The organism is Vulcanisaeta sp. JCM 16159, assembly GCF_001316265.1.
In the GTDB taxonomy this organism is placed as follows: Archaea; Thermoproteota; Thermoprotei; order Thermoproteales; family Thermocladiaceae; genus Vulcanisaeta.
The window spans coordinates 1-17,473 of record NZ_BBDN01000007.1; the positions used below are offsets into that span (position 1 = coordinate 1).

General features: G+C 45.1%; 25 protein-coding genes and 1 pseudogene. 16 read left to right on the forward strand and 10 right to left on the reverse strand.

Going from position 1 to position 17,473, the window contains the following annotated elements; all coding sequences use genetic code 11:
• Positions 1–192: 192 nt before the first annotated feature.
• The 4 genes from JCM16159_RS07480 to JCM16159_RS07495 all read right to left on the reverse strand — a co-directional run bounded on the left by JCM16159_RS07480 (position 193) and on the right by JCM16159_RS07495 (position 3,513).
• The gene (locus JCM16159_RS07480) at positions 193–1,593 is read right to left on the reverse strand and encodes a hypothetical protein (RefSeq protein WP_054857422.1); all 1,401 of its coding nucleotides are present in this window, start codon (positions 1,591–1,593) and stop codon (positions 193–195) included.
• Complete coding sequence (locus JCM16159_RS07485; RefSeq protein WP_243666307.1) at positions 1,559–1,936, reverse strand: hypothetical protein; 378 nt, start codon at positions 1,934–1,936, stop codon at positions 1,559–1,561. The genes JCM16159_RS07480 and JCM16159_RS07485 overlap by 35 nt, the downstream gene beginning before the upstream one ends.
• Positions 1,937–2,061: 125 nt before the next feature.
• Entirely contained in the window at positions 2,062–2,535 is a 474-nt protein-coding gene (locus JCM16159_RS07490) for an archaellin/type IV pilin N-terminal domain-containing protein (protein WP_054857423.1), read from the reverse strand.
• Positions 2,536–2,604: 69 nt separating this feature from the next.
• Positions 2,605–3,513: a type II secretion system F family protein gene (locus JCM16159_RS07495; RefSeq protein WP_054857424.1), complete on the reverse strand. Its 909-nt coding sequence runs from the start codon at positions 3,511–3,513 to the stop codon at positions 2,605–2,607.
• A 91-nt stretch (positions 3,514–3,604) separates the two neighbouring features.
• On the opposite strand from JCM16159_RS07495, the gene JCM16159_RS16060 reads away from it, so the two are divergent.
• Genes JCM16159_RS16060 through JCM16159_RS07505 form a run of 4 tightly spaced genes read left to right on the forward strand, consistent with a single transcriptional unit; the run spans position 3,605 to position 5,679 of the window.
• Positions 3,605–4,201: a hypothetical protein gene (locus tag JCM16159_RS16060; protein WP_243666308.1), complete on the forward strand. Its 597-nt coding sequence runs from the start codon at positions 3,605–3,607 to the stop codon at positions 4,199–4,201.
• Complete coding sequence (locus JCM16159_RS16065; protein WP_243666309.1) at positions 4,170–4,688, forward strand: type II/IV secretion system ATPase subunit; 519 nt, start codon at positions 4,170–4,172, stop codon at positions 4,686–4,688. The genes JCM16159_RS16060 and JCM16159_RS16065 overlap by 32 nt, the downstream gene beginning before the upstream one ends.
• Before the next feature lie 35 nt (positions 4,689–4,723).
• Complete coding sequence (locus JCM16159_RS16070; protein ID WP_243666310.1) at positions 4,724–5,062, forward strand: hypothetical protein; 339 nt, start codon at positions 4,724–4,726, stop codon at positions 5,060–5,062.
• Positions 5,059–5,679: a type II secretion system F family protein gene (locus tag JCM16159_RS07505; protein WP_243666311.1), complete on the forward strand. Its 621-nt coding sequence runs from the start codon at positions 5,059–5,061 to the stop codon at positions 5,677–5,679. The genes JCM16159_RS16070 and JCM16159_RS07505 overlap by 4 nt, the downstream gene beginning before the upstream one ends.
• A gap of 467 nt (positions 5,680–6,146) precedes the next feature.
• Here JCM16159_RS07505 and JCM16159_RS07510 read toward each other — a convergent pair whose 3' ends face one another.
• Positions 6,147–6,437, reverse strand: coding sequence for a hypothetical protein (locus JCM16159_RS07510; protein ID WP_054857425.1), 291 nt, complete (start codon positions 6,435–6,437; stop codon positions 6,147–6,149).
• A gap of 259 nt (positions 6,438–6,696) precedes the next feature.
• Between JCM16159_RS07510 and JCM16159_RS07515 the strand changes: the two genes are divergently transcribed.
• The 11 genes and pseudogenes from JCM16159_RS07515 (at position 6,697) to JCM16159_RS07560 (ending at position 14,035) form a co-directional block, all read left to right on the forward strand.
• Positions 6,697–7,311 (forward strand): hypothetical protein, encoded by a 615-nt coding sequence (locus JCM16159_RS07515; RefSeq protein ID WP_054857426.1) that lies wholly within the window; start codon positions 6,697–6,699, stop codon positions 7,309–7,311.
• A gap of 87 nt (positions 7,312–7,398) precedes the next feature.
• Positions 7,399–8,115 carry a hypothetical protein gene (locus JCM16159_RS07520; RefSeq protein WP_054857427.1) on the forward strand — a complete coding sequence of 239 codons (717 nt, stop codon included), beginning with the start codon at positions 7,399–7,401 and terminating at the stop codon, positions 8,113–8,115.
• 3 nt (positions 8,116–8,118) lie between these two features.
• A complete protein-coding gene (locus JCM16159_RS16075) occupies positions 8,119–8,262 on the forward strand; it encodes a hypothetical protein (protein WP_243666312.1) in 144 nt (47 codons plus the stop codon).
• Positions 8,263–8,395: 133 nt separating this feature from the next.
• Positions 8,396–9,598: a hypothetical protein gene (locus JCM16159_RS07525; protein WP_054857428.1), complete on the forward strand. Its 1,203-nt coding sequence runs from the start codon at positions 8,396–8,398 to the stop codon at positions 9,596–9,598.
• A gap of 1 nt (position 9,599) precedes the next feature.
• Positions 9,600–10,310: a hypothetical protein gene (locus JCM16159_RS07530; protein WP_054857429.1), complete on the forward strand. Its 711-nt coding sequence runs from the start codon at positions 9,600–9,602 to the stop codon at positions 10,308–10,310.
• 310 nt (positions 10,311–10,620) lie between these two features.
• Complete coding sequence (locus JCM16159_RS19035; protein WP_054857430.1) at positions 10,621–11,112, forward strand: glycosyltransferase; 492 nt, start codon at positions 10,621–10,623, stop codon at positions 11,110–11,112.
• A 5-nt stretch (positions 11,113–11,117) separates the two neighbouring features.
• A complete protein-coding gene (locus JCM16159_RS19040; RefSeq protein ID WP_367834401.1) occupies positions 11,118–11,540 on the forward strand; it encodes a glycosyltransferase family 2 protein in 423 nt (140 codons plus the stop codon).
• Positions 11,516–12,595 carry a hypothetical protein gene (locus JCM16159_RS07545; RefSeq protein WP_243666313.1) on the forward strand — a complete coding sequence of 360 codons (1,080 nt, stop codon included), beginning with the start codon at positions 11,516–11,518 and terminating at the stop codon, positions 12,593–12,595. The genes JCM16159_RS19040 and JCM16159_RS07545 overlap by 25 nt, the downstream gene beginning before the upstream one ends.
• Positions 12,596–12,755: 160 nt before the next feature.
• Positions 12,756–13,286 (forward strand): annotated as a pseudogene (locus JCM16159_RS19045) (PaREP1 family protein).
• A gap of 66 nt (positions 13,287–13,352) precedes the next feature.
• The gene (locus JCM16159_RS07555; protein ID WP_243666316.1) at positions 13,353–13,535 is read left to right on the forward strand and encodes an AbrB/MazE/SpoVT family DNA-binding domain-containing protein; all 183 of its coding nucleotides are present in this window, start codon (positions 13,353–13,355) and stop codon (positions 13,533–13,535) included.
• A gap of 101 nt (positions 13,536–13,636) precedes the next feature.
• A complete protein-coding gene (locus JCM16159_RS07560) occupies positions 13,637–14,035 on the forward strand; it encodes a PIN domain-containing protein (protein WP_243666317.1) in 399 nt (132 codons plus the stop codon).
• A 410-nt stretch (positions 14,036–14,445) separates the two neighbouring features.
• Here JCM16159_RS07560 and JCM16159_RS16090 read toward each other — a convergent pair whose 3' ends face one another.
• From JCM16159_RS16090 to JCM16159_RS07575, 4 genes are all read right to left on the reverse strand, one after another.
• A complete protein-coding gene (locus JCM16159_RS16090; protein ID WP_243666318.1) occupies positions 14,446–14,775 on the reverse strand; it encodes a hypothetical protein in 330 nt (109 codons plus the stop codon).
• Positions 14,772–15,107 (reverse strand): ATP-binding protein, encoded by a 336-nt coding sequence (locus JCM16159_RS16095; RefSeq protein WP_243666319.1) that lies wholly within the window; start codon positions 15,105–15,107, stop codon positions 14,772–14,774. The genes JCM16159_RS16090 and JCM16159_RS16095 overlap by 4 nt, the downstream gene beginning before the upstream one ends.
• A complete protein-coding gene (locus JCM16159_RS16100) occupies positions 15,080–15,403 on the reverse strand; it encodes a hypothetical protein (protein WP_243666320.1) in 324 nt (107 codons plus the stop codon). The genes JCM16159_RS16095 and JCM16159_RS16100 overlap by 28 nt, the downstream gene beginning before the upstream one ends.
• A gap of 252 nt (positions 15,404–15,655) precedes the next feature.
• Positions 15,656–16,291 carry a sugar phosphate isomerase/epimerase gene (locus tag JCM16159_RS07575; RefSeq protein ID WP_243666321.1) on the reverse strand — a complete coding sequence of 212 codons (636 nt, stop codon included), beginning with the start codon at positions 16,289–16,291 and terminating at the stop codon, positions 15,656–15,658.
• Between the two features lie 203 nt (positions 16,292–16,494).
• Here JCM16159_RS07575 and JCM16159_RS07580 point away from each other — a divergent pair, with 203 nt between their 5' ends.
• Entirely contained in the window at positions 16,495–16,872 is a 378-nt protein-coding gene (locus JCM16159_RS07580) for a hypothetical protein (protein ID WP_054857517.1), read from the forward strand.
• Positions 16,873–16,888: 16 nt separating this feature from the next.
• Here JCM16159_RS07580 and JCM16159_RS07585 read toward each other — a convergent pair whose 3' ends face one another.
• On the reverse strand, positions 16,889–17,455 hold the full coding sequence (locus JCM16159_RS07585) for a DedA family protein (RefSeq protein ID WP_243666322.1): 567 nt from the start codon (positions 17,453–17,455) through the stop codon (positions 16,889–16,891).
• Between the last annotated feature and the right edge of the window lie 18 nt (positions 17,456–17,473).

The following is a 17,473-nucleotide window of genomic DNA, read 5'->3' on the forward strand; positions in this document are numbered from 1 at the left end:
AACAAAGAGTAACTGAAACAGGAATATTTAAACCCTAGCACAAAATTATTAAAAACAATAAATCAAATAACGAATCAAATTATCCACAATATCAAAACCAATAGGAGACCATAGTAAACTAACTAATGCATCAAAAACAGGACCCATATAGTATTTACCTCAATGTACTTAAGGTTCTAGGATAAGAAGAGATCATCCACCAATACATATGTAGTCCCAGTATGCCTGTCCCTGGGACTGAGACGTATTTGGTATGTATATTCCAATACCCACGTATTGATAATCCACGTTACCACCAACGTAATTAGCCACATTATTAAGTGAGTAGTCAGTCCACGTACCCGTGGGTATCGTACCTCCAAAAATATTGTAGAATTTCTTTACATTGCCTCCGCTTGACACCGTCAGGCTCCCCACCGCACTGTCTATATTGTTTATGGCCGAGGAGCCGGGGCTTTGCGTCCCCACTTGCCAGTAGACGACTACTGCATAGTGGTTGTTCGTTACCATGAAGAAGAAGGGTATAACGCCCGTTGTGAATTGTTCAGGATATATGTAGACTGAAGCACTTGGGTAATTACCAACCTTAATGCTCAGGGGGAATACGTTGTAGTAGTACATGATTGTGTACCCGTTTGGTGGTGGAGGAGCTGTTGCCACGGCATAGGTGTATATTGGGTTTGGAAGGCCGTCTATTACGCTGTTTTGGAGTGTCTCATCGCCGTAACTAAGCCCTGGACCAACTCCAGGATAAACATAGCTCTGTAGTCCATTTGTTGTTGCGTTTCCTATGTACCCGAACGCCATGTTCTGGCATGTGGCTGGTAATGACGCTGTTGTGGATGTTGGTGATTGCTGTACGCTTATTTGTATCGTGGGTACGGTCTCTGTATAATTATTCACAAGTACCGTCATTGGCATTGATATGGTTCCAGCACTCGTTGTACTAACCGGTATTGATATCGCTGCCACACCGCTTGGCGGCATTATTGTGCTGTTGACAATGGTATTCCCATTCACGTTGGTTATTACCGTGGCGTTCACCCACCCCGTGGAGTTATTCGTAAGCAGGACAATGACATTAACGGTGCTTACCGATCCCTGGTAAACAACGGGTGGTGCTATTACACTGACCTCTATCGGCCCTCTGTAGAGGCTTATGCCCGGCGTTAGACCCACGCTCGTTGGTACCAGCACCACTAGGTTGCCCACTCCTCCATTTACTAACGTGCTCGGTACCGTTACATACACCACGCCATCACTAATCACATAACTGCAATACTGCATATACTGCACACCACCCATATCATACTTACATATAGCCTCTGCATTACCAAGCGGTGCAGCACCGCTTAGTTTCATGGCAATTACGTAATTACCACCCACAGTATTAAAGCCGTTTAATGAGGCACTCACCTCAGTACCTCTAAGGGATTGCAATGACTCTTTCTCCTCAGCCACGTACTTACTAAAGCCGTTGAGTACGGAGTAAATTACGGCAAGTGATACAATGATTATCATGATTATTATGGCCATTACGTAAAGCTCCCCCAAGCCCCTACTGCCCAAGCCCCTCCTCGGCTGTGAACCCATCACAGGAGACCACCTTAATCAAGTAATTAGTATTATATGGGATATTTAAATTTGAGTAATTGAGCATAAGCACTTGGCCGGGGCCCAGCCTAGCCAGTGGGTTCGTTATACAGTTGCTTGATACGGCAACTTGGTACGCAGTCGATTCATTGAGTATGTATATGCCGGATATTCCGCATTGCTTGTCGCCGTAGTTGTATAGGGCTATGCTTATTGATGTTATTGAGGAGCCCGTGGTGTTGAATGCCGTATTCATTATAGAAAACTCGCAGGAACCACTAAGCGCATTTGCCAGTGAGTAGCCAAGTGACTCCAGGTATCCGTAGAAGTACCCGAATATCATAAGCTTAAGGCCACGGCTATAACGAGCAGTATTATTGCACCTACAACCTCACTGATGCCGGGGGAAACCATGGAAGACCACTTATGGTGTGATTTTGACTTAAAATGTTTAATGTGCCCACCTGATTAAGATGATGCCACCACAGATGTGGTGTACTTGGTGCCTTCTGACGTGACAAATAGTAGTTCATAAGTTGTTCCAGAACTTATACTGCATCCTGCTATTGGAGCTGCTATTGTTACTTCCCTTGTTGTTCCAGGGTTTATTTGAACGGGGGTAAATCCTGATGAGTTTACCAATTCACATATTAAACCGCCATTTGTTGAATTTAATAGGTAAATGCCCGTTATTGTTACTGTTACTGAGCCTGTGTTTTGGACGTAGGCCGTTAATCCACTAGTTGCTGATAGGCTTGCTGCAACTACCTGGAATTGTTCTGGTGTTGCCATTGAGCTTACCTTACTCGTTGTTGCTGATAGGTACCCGCTGAACCACATGTAGAGTAGTACTGCGGCTACCACGGTAATGACTATTAGTAGTATGGCTGCGACGATTGGCTCTATACCCACGCTCTTCCTGTTATTTCTATTTCTGGTCATCAATTCCTTGTTTATTTTCAATCTTTTATAAATCTTTCTCTTAATTATGGTTGTACATTTACCCAAGTTTCATATTATACTTAGGTATATTGTTAAGTACATTATGTAATTAATCAGTGTGAGCGTTATTATCAATATAGACGCATGTAGCAGCCCAACGATTGGTCTTCCATAGACAATCCTCCCAACTATTACGCCGGCAATTATAGATTGGATTACACCGCTCATTACTATTATTGATGAGAATAACTGGGTGTCGACGATGGGTATTGTTGGTGCTGTGATTGTGCCCGTTGATGTGGTTATCGTTATCCTGCTTATACTTGGCATCATTAGGTAGATGATTATTCCAGCGAGTACTATGTATATTACCATGACCACGTAAATCAAGGCTAGGTAAGGCTTAACCTGGTTTGCCCTTTCTAGGTAATAGCTTACCAAGTCTTCAAAGGATTTGTAGGCAGTATCTAGTGTTTCCTGAAGTTTCGCCCCTGATTTTACAGCGGTGTCGAGTATTACAGCCAGCATTGCCAGGTAGTTGTTACCGAGTTCTTTAGATACACTGGTTAGGTCTTCCTTCATCGTTGTTATACCCATGCTCTCCTTCCTAATGGACTCGGCTATTATCCTGCCAAGCCTACCCTTACCAGCCCTGGCGAGCGTTTCAGCAATGCCACTTAGGGGTTGGCCTGAGCTTAAGCCATCCCTTAGCACCCTGATTACGGCGGGCATGTCCATGAGTATATCGTTATTCACCTTCCATAGTCTATACTCGGTGATTGATAGCGGCAGTAACTCGATGGCAATGGCTATGGCGGTTAACGTTACCCCAAGTATGCCGTAGGGTATTGGAACACTTAGTGCTAATCTACCGATGCTGACCTGGACGTAGGTCTTTGGTAATAACACGTATGATGATGCAATCGTGATGACCACAACCCCTATAGTTATTAACTGCAGTGTTACTTCCTTACGCATATTAGTGTCTTCCAGGAATGCATTTGCTTCAAATTATAAAACTAAACTTTTAAAATTTAAAAATTTATAGCCTAAAGTTAGGAATTATACTGTGGATAATAAGGGTGCTGAATTAATTGATGAATATGAGATTGTTAAGGGATTGATTGGTGTACTCATTGTTAGGGACAGGATTACTGGGCTCTATTTATATAACGTGGTTGAGCCGGTACTTAGCGATAGTGCGGGCAAGGTGCTTGCTAGGGCCCGGGAATTGCTCAGGATGAGTAGTTCATTACCTGGTGATAATAGTGTCGAGAGTTATTTGAAATCAGTGGTTGACGAGGCAATGAGTAGATTAAGGGTTAGGTTAAGTGATGATGAGTTGAGGAACGTCATGTATTACCTAATGCGGGATACGGTGGGTTATGGTAAAATTGACCCATTGGTTAGGGATGACTATATTGAGGATGTCAATATTAATGGTCCAAATAAGCCCGTCTATGTGTGGCATAGTAGGTATGAGCACTTAAGGACTAACATTGTCCTTAGCAATGATGAGTTGAATAGCCTCGTTGTGAAGATTAGCCAGAGGGTTGGTAAGAACGTTAGCTCTGCATACCCAATACTAGAGGGATTACTACCCGAGGGCCTCAGGGTTGAGCTTGGGCTTAGGGATGTCTCGCCCCATGGGCATAGTGACCATTAGGAAGTTTAGGACTAATCCCATAACCATCATTGACTTAATAACTGACGGTGTTATTAGAGCCGAGGCCTTAGCGACCCTATGGTTTATGCTTGAGAATGGCATTAGCATGGTCATCATTGGACCAACAGGTGCGGGTAAGACCACATTACTCAATGCGTTGCTGTTCCTCATAAGGCCTGAGGCTAGGATAGTGACGATTGAGGACGCCAGGGAGATTAATATACCCCATGAGCAGTGGGTACCACTGGTTGTTAGAGAGTCTGAGACACCCAATGTGCAGAGTGTCACGGCTTACGACCTAGTCAAGGTCTCGATGAGGATTAGACCCGATTACATGGTCGTCGGTGAGTTGAGGGGTGAGGAGGCCTACGTCTTCTTCCAGGGACTGGCCAGTGGGCATACCGGCCTTACCACGATACATGCCAGCTCATTAAATGCGGCTGTGAGGAGGCTGTTGTCTAAGCCCATGAGTGTTCCTCCAGCCTGATACCCCTGGCCAACATATTCATATTAATTAATAGGGTGAGGGTTGGCGATAGGATTGCCAGGCGTGTCATGGATATCAGTGAGCTATTGGGTGTGATGAAGAGTGGCTTAAGGGTTAACACCCTGTTTAGGTGGAGTAGGGATAAGGATGAACTTGTCAGGTTGGGTGATAGTGCCTTGATCGCTGATCTCGTGAGGATGGGTAGGATACCCCAGGAGGAGGTTGATAAGGAGCTAAGGAGGAGGACCGAGATTGTGACTGCCATGGCTAAGTACGGGTTTAGGTCACCCGACGCAGTGTTTAGGGTCACTAGGAATTACTACGTGGATCCAGAGAGGACCTATAGGACCGTGATTAGCGGTGAACTGCCTTGATTAATCCGTTGGCTGCCTATAGGCGTTGGGTGTATGATTACGTCAATAGGCTTTACTTGCTTAGCGGTTACGACTTCAATAGGGACTTCACGGTTGCAGTAGTCATGTACACGCCGATGGTGATTGTTACGTTAATTGCGGCCTACGTACTCGCACCAATAAGTGTGGTAAGGAGCCTACTGCTTCTTGCAGTAATTGTATTGCTCGTTGATTACTTATCAGTGCTTATTTACGCTAATGCAAAGGTCTATGTAAGGTCAAGCCATTTCGAGAGGTATCTAACAAATACACTTATGGTTATGATACCATTAATAGCCAGTGGTTTAACACTCGAGGAATTAATAAGTACCCTGGCCAACATTGAGAGGGACCCATACATAGCCAGAGAGTTTAGGTTAATACTCAGGGATACCAGGGAGGGGGGCATGGACATACTAACCGCGCTTAGGGCAAGCCTTAACAGGGTGCCGTCAAGGACCTACAGCGAGATCTTCAGCCTTATAGCCGAGACCTACCTAATCAGTGCCAACTTAGCCGATATACTAATGCTCAAGCTCGAGTATCTAGTCAGGAATAAGTACAATAGGTTGAGGAGCACGACCAAGCGCTTGGTCTGATCATGGAGATTTACCTGGTCATAGCACTACTCCTACCAATACTGCTCGTGCTCATTGTAATTACCCTATCACCATTAGGACCCATATACCTAGGCCAATAATCCTGAGCCAACACTCGCCCTACTAATAACGACACTCATATACTCGCCAGCGATGGGATACGTAACATACATACTAATCGACTCCACGATATCCTCAATAGAATAACTGAGAAACCTTAACCTGATTAGGCTCTATATAAATTAGATAAAATTAAGATAATACTATATTGACTATATTGAATATGATATCCCATTCCCCAAATGTTATAAATAATGAATTAAAAAGGGTTGTCAATTCATTAATAATGTAAAATGATCAATACATCGGTAATAAAATATAAAACATTATTTTAAGGTTAAATTTCAATCTCTCTTAATACAGCATATAAAATCATACCAGGTTAGCAAGTTCGGTTCCAGATACCCTCACAGCCCTCGGCTTATCTGAAGTATCTCAATTTGATCCATGGGCCTAATCCCGTATAACTCCCTGACCCTCCTTGGTATCGTAAACTGCCTACTAACCGTATGCCTAGTCCTAAGCAACAATACATTTCTCAACTCAATAACAAATCCATTGAATGAAATCACTATATCCGCGTACTTAACCCTCTCAATGCCGAGGGTCCTAACTAAATTTGCCGGAATGAGAACTTGATTATTAATGTAAATCCTGGCCCTGTAGGGAAGATTATTAATAGGTAATCCTCTACTCATATAATTAAATTCAACTCCAAAAATAAAAGAATTATGCTAAAATCATTAAAAGAGAGGATTATAGAAATGATGAATTAAAAATATAAAATACATATATCGACATTCTAAATATAAAAAAGTTAAATTTAACCTCGGACTAAAGTATACATAATAAATAGCCACGAAAAATCTCTTTTTACATAATTCAACTAAATTAAATCAATATTAACCTTAAAATTGAAAGAAAGGTTTTTAAGATCCTACTAGAAGCCGATGAAGTATGAGCATTACCGCTACGAGAAGTAACAAAAGAAGGAAAGTACTAACACTGGTGGCAATAGCACTGGCTGCCGTTGCCACCATAGCGCTTGCTGACGTGATATACGTGTATACAGGCACGATAAATGCCATGCCGTATACCACCACACCACTCGTATTTTCCACAGGCCCGAACGCCGGCCCGTCAGATACGGCGGCTGAACCATTCATAAACTTCACTGGAACTAATACGGGTACGGGCTTTACCGCAACAATAGCCCTAACAAACTCCAGCGCTGCGTACTTCTACCAAGCCGGTACTTTAACCGTCAACACGGCAGGTGGTATATACGTAAATAGCGTCATCACATCAGGCTCGTCAATGATTAATACAATGACCATATACATCATGAGCAGTAGCGGTTCGACGGTATGCACAATCCCCGTGCTCAGTAATGGCAACCCAGCCACAACGCCTAGCTCATCATGCAGTTTGAGCACCGGCACGTATTACATAAATATTTACGTTGTCCCAAACACGCCGATACATAGCACGTATAGCGAGACTGTTACAGTCAACTTCGGCTACAACGTAGTCGGCTCTCAGTCGGGCTATACATCGATCCCAGTGCCATAACAAGGGTGGTACCATTGTGGCTTCAATATCACTCAAAATATTTCTCCTTATCTCTATACCCCTCATCCTCTTGGCCATAATTGCTATTTGGGGCAGTGCCTACTTGCCCCATCCATTGTTAGGCAGGCGTCATTAAGTAATGTACCGTATGTAAAGGTCTCATCAATAAATGTGACGAGTGTTGGCGTTTTCGTAAAGTTAACAATTATTAAGCAGGGTTCACTTAGCTTTACGCCATTAGGTGGTTGGGTCGAGGTTGTGGATACTGGGCAGTCAGCGAATGTGAGTGGTGGATTGCTCGCGGTGTTACCCCTGACTCCGCAGTATGTTGGTTTAAATAGTGTTGGTGTTAAGGGTATTATTTATGGGTACTTAAATGGTAGTACGGCCTACATAGCCTTTTTCGATATAGTGCCCATACACGTGGTTAACTCCATAGGCATTATCAACTTCACATACAGTAATTGCCTACTGACCGTTTACCTGAATGCCTCACTCGTGGTACCCGCAGTCATTAACTACGCCATTAATGTCTCATTATTCGCGGCATACACGCACACCTACGTCTTCAGTACGGTGAATCAACCATTCAACATCAGCCTAATCATACCGCCCGGTAATCACGTCATTAAGCTCGAGATACCTATTAAACCGACTAATGAGGGTTATACCTACGTATATGGATGCGGCATAGAACCTGGAACATACTACACACTTTATATGCCCATGGAAATAACGTACGTATACCCCATGGGAAACACAACCCAATTCACAATATTTATAAAGATGGCCAAGGGTGGTTAAGGCGTGAGACCTGAGGTGTTAGTGCTTCTTGGCTTGGTCCTTGCCTTCGTGGTTTCCTGGCTATTCATACCCGCCTGGGGCATTTCCGGCCGTAATTACAACCTGAGACTGATGCCTGGGGTTTCGTGGTCACGTTCTTTGGGGTGACCTACGTAGTGCCACCGCCCACGGTATTCCTAGTGCCCTTCTTCGCCCTGGACTCAGCCTGATCCCCATTATCTGGAGGAGGAGTGCCTACGCGCTCTATTTATCGGCCTTATTAGCCGTACTCTCACTAACCATGCTCATAGACACAGTACTATTCCAGCAGAGGTACCTACAGGTGAGGAGCTTTATAATAGTGCCCACGCCAAACGGTTACGCCTACATTGAACTGCCGCATAACTCATTCATTGGCTTACCAACCTACCTACTGATTATGGCTACGGCAATAGCCCTACTCAATATGTTAACCAGGGCCAGGTGGTTAAGGCTTAGGGAGTGGTCGCTTGCCGTGGCCGTTAAGGAACACGGCGTACTCACGGTGATTGAACAGGCACTTAACAGACTCGGTATTCCATACACGAAGACTCCGGACGGTATTACCGTAGGTGACCTACTCATTAGGCCTATGGGTGATGAAATCCTGTTATTATCGAAAGCTAGAGGCGAGGTCACGCTCAATGAAAGCCTTAAAGTCAATGCTGAGGCCGTGGCTTACGTGATTTATGAGGCTATTAAGGAGGCCTTGAAAGGTAATGCGAGGTGGTTGAGTACGTCGAGGAGTAACCATCACCTAATGCCTATTATCATGTTGTTATTTACAGTGTTATTGCCCGCATTGATTATTTCAACAATTGTGTTTGCTGACGTAATTATACTATACAATGGCTCCGTACGTGCAATTCCCATAAAATCTCCAATAACAGCCTTAAGTGGTTCATGCCCATGTGGTTGTGCATCGTGGGGCCCAACACCGAGTGGTTTCTCCTCCGCATTAACCGCGTATACCATGAGCACAACGAGTGGTTATGTACTGACCACGCCACTTGTGCTACTGAATGCAAGTACGGCAGGCACGATAACCATGACCCTCAGCACAAATACGGTTGTGAGCTACGACTACATAAACGGCACACAGATATACCCAGGCCAGGGAAGCATAAGCCTAGGGGCCGGTCAAAACCTATTAATGCAGAAGCTCGTGCTAAGTAGTCCCGTAACGAGCACCATTACGCTCAACGGCCAGTACAGCTACTCACCAACCACTGGGGTAACGTATTACTACGGATTCACGGAAACCATAAACCCACCTTCATCAGACGTGATGAACTTGTTAAATGGTTTACAAGCGTGGTATGTACCCATGTTTATCAGGGTGACCTTGGTAATCCATTTACTGGGTACTATCCTACAAGCTCCTGGCCCGTGTATTACGGCCCCTCAAGCTCACCGAATAATTACTGGTATTACATATCAACAAGCATTAATCAGCCGTCCTTAAGATGGTTAGCTCAGCCTATGGCTGGTCCTCAGGCGCCATGTTCTGGCAGGAAAGCTATAGCGGCGGTACCGTCACCATAACAATGATAGGCGTGTACTCCAATAATGGGGCGTCCCAGACTTCGCCGGCATATCCCTACGTTGGTGATGGTTACATAATTTACCTATTCCTAAAACCCACCCAATGGCAAATCAGTAACAGTTACAATTACTCAATACCCTACATCTCATCTAATGAATACACATTCGTAATATCACCCGTGCAAGGCGACGTAATGTTCCCGCAAAGTCCATCACCCTACCTAGTCATTGAGTGGAACCCACTCTGGCAATACGCATACACGACGAGTGGCGCACCGGGCCAGTGGGATGTTTGGATAGCCTCAAATCGTAAAGGATCTTTTGTGAGTGTTGGGCCAAGTCCATCCCCGAATCTGGGTAATTCCTATGCTGGTTGGGATGGTATTGGAACCGGCTATTTCCAGCCTAGTCCTGGTGACTACATATGTATTACGGTGAGTTATAATCCTAGCACCAATACATTAACTGGTACGGCATATGACCTAAACACTGGACAGTCGGCGAGTTTCACGTTGAGTTTAAATGGTTACTTTACACCACCGGGTAGTGGCGCCTACGTATTTGGTGTGGCGGGGACAAATGGTGCTGGACAAGCTAATTGGGGCATCGTCTACGTTAACTACCAGGGTTAATCCAGGATTTATCGTTACTCAAGTGCTTCCTCTGAGATTATTATCTTGGCTTATTGTTTTCTCAGCCATTGACTTTACGTGGTTTGGAGTTTCTATTGTTCGTGAACTTACTTTTGCTGTTGTTATACTTATGGCAGTCTTGGTATTGTCGTGACTTTAGGACTTAATGGTGCATTGTTGAATTTATCGTTAAAATGCAGCTCAAAGTCTGAGCCCTATAACATTATTGCAGTGGTTACCCTGTATTAAATTATGGTTAGTAATATGTTATGGTAAGGTTTAAATTAAGCCAATGAGACTCTTGCCTTAAATGAGACTTGTTAATGTGCTTGTTGCGTTTTTGCCGTTCATCATTGCACTTGTTATTACTTACTTTATTGGCGTTAGGGGTTGGGGTATTGCCTTGGCTTACTTTATAGTGCTCATGATGGTTATCTCCTTCCTGTCCATGGGCTTGTTCATTGTTTATTGGCTTAGGGGTAGGGATTATGAGGGGACCGTGCTCAGTAGGGCCTGGAGGGTTGGTGGTGCAGGTAATTATAGGATTGCCGTGGTAATACCAGTATTTAATGAGCCTCCGGAGCTCGTTGCAGAGACCGCCACAATATCCAAGGCGGCGCTTGGTAAATTGGGGGATGTTTATGTGCTTGATGACTCGACTAGGGATGATGTGAGGAGGGAACTTGATTACTATGCGGAGGAGCTTGGTTTCAAGGTCTTCAGGAGGGGTAGTAGGAGGGGGTTTAAGCTGGCGCCATTAATGACTGGCTCAGGGCCTTTGGTGGGGATTATGACTACGTGATCATCATGGATGCTGATCAGAGACTTTTGCCTGGTGTCTTTGAGCATGTTATGCAGTTCTTCGATGACCCGAGGGTCGCCTTTGTGCAGGTTCCGCAGTATTACTCGGGGCTTGATACGGCGATTGCCCTCTCTGCCTGGATTCAGCAAATACCCTTCCTGAGGGTCATAATGAGGGGTAGGCACATGAGGAACTCGGCGTTTAGCCTGGGCAGTAGTACTATTTACAGGGTTAGGCATTTGTTATCGATTGGCGGTCTTTATGAGGGTAGTGTGACTGAGGATATATACACGTCGGTGATGCTTCATGAGGGGGGTTTCAGGAGTGTCTATGTTGATTTACCATTTGTGTGGGGTGGTGAGGCCCCCAAGGACTTGCCGAGCTATATAACGCAGCAGAGTAGGTGGTCCCTCGGCACCTTCAATTAATTGGGAGGTTACTTGACGCTAGGTTGGGTGTTTCGCAGTTGTTGGATTACATTAATGGCGCTTATTACTGGTTCTTCGTGAGCATCTTGACCATAGTGGGCATCCTGGCGCCGAGCATATTCCTCATGTTCAGGGTATTCTTCCTTAGTATAAACCCAATACTCTATCTGGTCATGTATATCCCGGTATTCCTATTCTCATTGATGTTTTACCTAGCCATAATGGGTAGGTATGGTTATGGACTTAGGGAGTTCATGTATCATCAAGGCATTCAATTCGTGGCATCCCTACCGGTCACCATAGCATTCATCTGGTGGGTCCTGAGGAGGAGGAAGGGTTTTAGGGTCACGCCGAAGGGCGTTGGCGTATCGCACTTCACTATTTACCACACATACTACCTGGTCATCATCGCCCTCTTGACGGCGGCTATAGTCATTGGGGCGTTTAATGCAATTCACACAAGCGGTGATTTATTCTATGCCTACGTGATTAACCTGTTCTGGGCCAGCTGGTGGTTGGTTATGGCATTGCTTGGTTTTTACATTAGCCTTGCCCTTCCTGTGCCGGAGAATGCCGTTAGGAGGGTTTCCCAGTCTTACGAGGGTCTTGAGCATCATGCACTGCAGCTGCTCACTTGCGGTATACAGCTGGAGAGGATCATTGCTGCGCATTACTTCAGGCTTGCCGAGGTGCATGGGGAGTACTCGGAGGTGCTTAGGAGGATTGCCGAGGACTCGGCGAGGCATGCTGAGATTTACTCAAGGCTCCTTGGGTCGCTTAGGCGCTTGAGGGGGTTGTCTGTGGAGGGGGTGTATTGTGGGTGGACTAGGCCCCATGTAATTAACGTAATTAGGGCCGGGGATTATGGTGGAGACTTGGGTAGGCTTATATTCATTGCTGAGGAGGTTATGATGAGGGTTTATGCGAAGCTTGTGATTGAGACCTGCAGTAAGTTGGGTCTGGATATTAAGGAGGTTAGGGGTATAGTGAAGGATGAGGAGGTGCACGAGGAATTACTGAAGAACATACTCAGTAATGTTACTGCTACTCACTAATTCATGCTGTGCTCTTAAGTTTCCAGTGCTTGTATGCTCGTTGATGGTTCATGCAATACGATGATGATTAATCAATTAGGCTGTCCTTGATTACATGCATTAGGGTGTTTAGGGTAGAATTTCTAAAAAGCGTTATTAAGTAATTCGAGACGCTTTTAATGTGGAGATTTGTTACTTGGATTATAGGAAGTACCCTAGGCTTATGTCTACGCCAAGGTCCTTGATGGATTAACCGAGGCTAGGTTAGCCCTGGAGATGCTGGGTAGGGGGCTTGGTTCAAAATGCCTCAGCTAAGGCGTTCATGCGTGTTAAGTCCATAGTCAGCGCATTAGTCGTTAAGAATTTTGCTAAAATCATAGAGGGCGTGGATGAGAGGAGGAGGGCTTGATATGAGGACATGTGCTATTCAGCGCCAACCACTGGGTTAATAGGTATTTCTAAGGACTTGAAGAAGCTGGGCATAGACGTGGAGGCTGTCGTGAAAACGGCGTTGCCGCTTCATAGATTCTCCTATAATGGCTTCGACCCAAACCTGGTCGATTATAGGGATGCTGATGAAGTTAGGGGAGACATCATTGAGGTTGTTAGCTGGGTCTTAACAATTAGGGAGTTGTTCAGGGATGTTTGGGATGATAGATTAGAGAGGGAGGAGGACGAGCTGAAGAGGTTGCTTAGGCAGTGCAGGGCTTAATGAATATCTGAGACTTAATCATTTCCCAGAAATATTTATAAGCTCAGATTGTTAATAAATTAAGGTATGTTGGAAGTTAAGGTGAGAGTCTCTAAGAAAAATACTATTTATATACCTAAGGCTATCTCTGAGGCTGTTGGCATTTCTGAGGGTGACTATGTAATTTTAAGAGTTGAGGGCAGTAGGATAGTTATTGAACGTGTTGAGGATCCATTTGAGTATGCGTTGAAGGTTAAAAAAGTTCGCTGAGGTGACCTTTGAGGAGTTTGAAAGGGAGTCCGAGGAGATGCAGAATGAGTATTGGGGCGGGAATTCGGATACTTCTTGATACGACTTATCTCTTACCTATTATGGGTGTTAATGTTAAGGGCGTGGATGAGGCATTAATTGCACTATCAAGGGTTAGGAAGAGGTTTAGGGCTGAGTTCTATTATACGCAGTACAACATTATTGAAATCCTGGGCAAACTCTCCAGGCTTAATTATGATGAGGATACCGTGATGAGGGGGTTAAAAATCATAAATGATGAATTCATACTCACTGAACCAACAATTGATGGTTACATTAAAGCCCTCAGTCTTAAGCGCAGGGGATTCAATGACTTAATAGACTTGCTTCTATACGCCACAGCCGTCACAAGGGATTTAAAGTTATTAACCAGGGATAAAGACCTCATACAATTCCTAATGCGTGAGGGCGAACCAATCAATAACGTTCTCTCCGAGGAGGACTTCCTAAGTAATGCCTAAATTAGATGGTGATGACCCTAGCACTCACGTAAATCATCATACAAAGAGCATGTAGTACTCCGTCTTCTCGATTTTACCATTCACTGGGTCGACCCTGAGCCCAAGGGTCTCCAATGTATTAACACTGATCACGGGCATTGCGCCGCTGAACGCGAGTATCCTGACTGGGGCCCTCCTACCTCAATCTCAGCCTCAACAATGAACACCCTAGCCCTCGCCACCCTACCATCACCCAGCCTAACCTCAACCTCGAAGGGAGTCTCTATGAAGTGTTCCTTAGTTCATTCCAGGGGCATTACCGTGAATGATGCACCTGTATCCACTAGTACCCCCTCCATTGCAAACTCATCCCTACCCCTAAAGTGAACGCTAACAAGTACGTGACCCATCCGCCGCCTCACCCACTCACATCATTGTGGATTTAAAAAAAGCCTTGAGTAATTGGGGATGCCTAATCTAATGGCTGCCTCCCTATACATTGTGTCAAGGAATTCGTAATCCCTGATTACGCCTAGCCTCTTCAGGGTCCTTATTACATTACTCAGTGATGTTAATGACACCGTTATACCCTCAAAATCCTCCACGCACTTGGCCACCTTAGACCACGTATTGCCGCCATTAGCAATACACCTAAGCATCAGCACTGTCCTCTTAGCGTTAATGACTGAATAATTCGCCTTAGCCCTTATGAGTCCCTCAAGCTCGTTTAAAGTCTCATTAATTGCGGCCTCCCTAATCATGGATAGGCCCCAGCGCCCCTAATGTAGGCGTTGGCTGCATAGACAAGCCAACCAGGTACGCCGTCAAACACGTTCGCGATCTCCTCAATAATACTCATAGGAACTTCAATGCCTAACTCCCTAAATCCCCTCCTCAGGAAGTCAATGGACTCATCATGAGTGAACCTATCAATCCTCACCTCATGGAAATACTTACCAAACAATGGTGAGTCTGGGTCCTCAATACCAATGAAGTCATAAAGCAAGCTAACCTCGGAACCCGTGAGTATAAACGTTATATTCCTATCAAAGTCATAGGCATGGGCTAAGGCATTAAGAACCTCACCCGACAATGGACCCTTAACCTCTGGGCCTCATCAAGTGCTATCACAATTCTCTTCTCATTAAGCCTATCAAATAGCTCGTCAAGGCTAATCTGTTCCCTACCCCTCCACCTAACCTCGACAACATTACCCATGATTGAAATACCCCTAACCCTTCTCAGAATATCAATAAGTTTATCAAGACTCGATAATAGAGCATTGGATATTAATCGATAAAGATCAGATCTACCATAATTATCCCTCAATGATCTACAGTCAATTAATACATAGGGTATGCCAACTTCATTCAATGCCACATTAATCACTGATGTCTTACCAATCCTCCTAATACCATAAACAGCGATGAGCTTATCGCCCCCTACGCACGTTATTCCTTAGTTCATTGAGTTCAACCTTCCTATCATAAAGATCCCTTCTAGTCGCCTTGGGCTCTACGCTAAATAGCATGACTAACCCCCCATTAGTTACTAAGCCTTTAATCAAGCAGTATGAACAAGGAATAATTAGGTGCAACGCGAGATAAGGCGCTTATGCAGGTCATGGTAGCGAGGATAGAATTACCCCTGCCCCTGACCAAGCACCTCAGTGACTATCCTCTCTATCGACCTAATCAACCTCCTATCAGCACCGCCACCACCCAAGGAGTTAATGAAGGAGTTCAGAACCTCAAGGTCCACGCCGTATCTGCCGTAGTAACTCGGTAGGTAGTGGAGGACTACGTTCTCGTCATACCTAAGCACCTGGAGAACCTTCATTAGTTTCAGGAAGTCTATCGAACCCTCGAATATGGGCAGGCCAAAGGAACCACCCCGCTTATTACTGAAGTAAATAGCCTTAACATAACCACTCAACTCAACAAACCTCCTAACGAAATCCCTCAAACCCCTCTCCCTAGCCACGTGAAGGGCGAGACCGAGCCTATGTGGTGAAACCTCATTAGCAAGCTCAGCGACCTCGCCGGGGCTCCTCAGGAAGTCCCCAACACCAAACTCCCAAATGACCCTGACACCATACATCGAAGCCTCATCAAGCAATTCTGCCAGGGTATTGGCATCATTAATGCCGGGCTTAGCCACCATGAAATCCGCATTAAGGTAATCGAGCAACGCCATGAACCTCTCCGCATCACCCCTCCTCCTTAGGTAACCAACCCTAACCTGGCCAATCCTAAGCCCAAGATCCTCAAGCTCCACCGCGAGGGCTGGCAGGAACTTATCAGCGTCTGGGAAGCCCTAACGTCGAGCTCCGCCTGCACATTCAATTTGGGCAGGTCCCTAATGGCTTAACACTAATGAGTAACTCCACAACATCGACAATGTGGAATTAATTAATAAAACTATCGACAATGAACAGGGAACCAAGCTTTTTAAGCCCAATAAATAATTATAAATACACCATGAGCGAAAACATTGATGAAATCGAGAGGAGGAAAATAATGATGAAGATGATGATGGAAATAATCAACAAGGCCCAACAGAAAACCAGCACCAAGCGTGAATTAACCCGTGAGGAGGTTATTCGATTAATTAGGCAAATAACGAAGGGGGAGAGGGCTGGCGAAATAATAGACAATGCCCTGCAGCTATATGGCGACACTGCGGTTCAAATATTTAGGCAATTAGTTGAGCTTTACCTGGGCGGTAGGCTGGGTGAACTCCAGGACTATGAACTCTACCAAATACTCGAGAGGGTTGGGCTCCACGTACCATTGAGGACCAGGATAAGGATTGTGAGGCATGGTAAAGAGGAGAGTATTGGAACGTCAGGTGAGTAACGGTTGTGATGACAAGTTATACCTCGGCGGAATCACCACGCCCTGGCTTTACACGAAGCTTCAGCACTATGTACATTATTATTACAATCGTCACCACAACGGTAACAACGTACAAATACCTATCGATTAATCCCATGATTAACGACCACTGAGCCGCAAACGCATAACCAATATACACAAGGATTGAGTCCCATACTAAGTGCCCAAGGAATTTAACGACAACGAAACTCGCAATCCTCATACCAGCCAGACCCGCCGGGAATGATATGAGCGCCCTAAAGCCAGGCAGAAACCTAAAGCTAAATACGGCCATTGCACCGTACTTACTGAACCACCTATTCAATGAATTAAGTCTCCTCTTATCAAGACCGAATAACCTGCCATACCTGAGTAGGAACGGTATTCCGAGGTAGTAGGCTATGTAGTAATCAATTAATGAACCAACGAGACTACCGAATGTGCCGATTAATATACCGAGCACAGGGTCTATGATGCCCAGCGATGCGTAGTAACCAACCAGGGGCATAACAACCTCGCTGGGTATTGGTAGCGACATACCCTCAAGAACCATCAGTGCAAACACCAGGCATAGCCGTGTAGT